Below are 1516 nucleotides of genomic sequence, written 5' to 3'. Positions count from 1 at the left end.
CGGCCATAGCCTGCTCTTTGAAACTTTCGAAATCGAATCCGCTCTTTTTGTTGTTTGTGTTCATAAGACTAATTTACATTTTTATATGATATAATTAATTTTGTGACACAGTTGGTGCTACACCTTCATAGTGTTTTTTGACTTAGAAACAATACAATCTTCTGCGCTCTCAATCTGTTTTAAAATTCTTTCTATTTCTTTCATAACTAATTATCCTTTTCAACCTGTATAGAATTATTGCTTAAGTTTTCGATACTATTCATCTTGTGGGTATTTGTCTCTTGTTGTTTCCATCTTAAAGAGTGCTAATAACACAATCCATTATACACTAGACTACTAGCCTTTAACAACCTAAACTAAGATAGTAAGTATACTTCAAATAATAAAAAGATGGTTAACAAGAAATTATGTACATTCACTTATTATTATTAAATTAGATTCTTAGCTCTTTAATATTTCCAAAATTAAACTTAAAATGACAAAAAATAAACTAAAAAAATGCATAGTAGAGGCTTTAAAAGCTAAAGGCAATAAAGCTAAATTAATTGATATTTGTAGATATATATGGGCAAATTATGAAAAGGAATTAGAAAATTCTGGTGACTTATTTTACACCTGGCAATATGATATTAGATGGGCAGCTACTCAACTAAGAAAAGAAGGTGTTTTGAAACCTGTACATGAACAAAAAAATGGTTTTTGGGAATTAGCCGATTCAGAGTAAAAGATGTACTAATAAAGTAGTATAAAAATAATAAACATCCTATGTAGTTCTTAACTTTGTTCGGAAAGTAAATTAAACATCAAAACTTATCTTTGAAATAGAAATCGAACAAGGAAGAACTATGATGCTAAATTTAAGCGTTATGCAGTAAAATTAGCTAGCTGAAGAAAAAACAAATCCTAATTAGGTATTAGTCCAACATTATTAAACAAATAGTGTTTGCAAGAAAAGAAGTTCGGTCAAGGTACTTTTCCTAGAAATGATAATCTAAAAATTAATCCCAGGACAAGAAAGAATTAGAGAGTTTGAAAAGTAGCTAGCCAACGTTGAATTAGAACACGAAATTTAAAAAAAAGATCTAGACATTTTCTCTAAGACCGACAAAAGATTTATAAATTCATCTTCGATCATGAAGGTGAGTTCCCAATTGAGAAAATGAGTAAAGTTTTAGAAATGAGTAGAAGTTGGATATTCCACTCCAAACTGGCGCTGTCTCTTTAAGTGTATAAGTTCAAGAAATAAGCTTGGGTTAGATTTTGCTTAAAGTCTAACCCTATCTATATATAGGAACATAAATTGGTCTAATATTATTCCTCAGTTTCTTACTGACATAGCCCATTTATATTAGCCCCTAAATAAGCTGGAGTGAAATTAATAAATTAATTACATAACTTTGGACTTATGAAATATAAGAAATGGAGCTTATCGGAGAAGCTATCAATTTTACAGGAAGCAGAAGAATACGGGGCAATAGAAACTTGTCGTAAACACAGTTTAAGTACAGGTACTTTC

Annotated in this window: 1 protein-coding gene; it reads left to right on the top strand. The window is 29.8% G+C overall.

Annotation, left to right across the window (positions count from 1 at the left end):
- Window positions 1-475 precede the first annotated feature (475 nt).
- On the top strand, window positions 476-724 hold the full coding sequence (locus tag ACYSNX_RS13060) for a hypothetical protein (protein WP_461755091.1): 249 nt from the start codon (window positions 476-478) through the stop codon (window positions 722-724).
- Window positions 725-1516: the final 792 nt, after the last annotated feature.

This window comes from Myroides sp. LJL115 (assembly GCF_054871665.1).
This window is presented reverse-complemented; position numbering and strand designations above follow the sequence as displayed.

Excerpts from the sequence above, each read along its gene's own strand:
- ACYSNX_RS13060 (WP_461755091.1), top strand. The coding sequence starts at position 476 with ATGACAAAAAATAAACTAAAAAAATGCATAGTAGAGGCTTTAAAAGCT.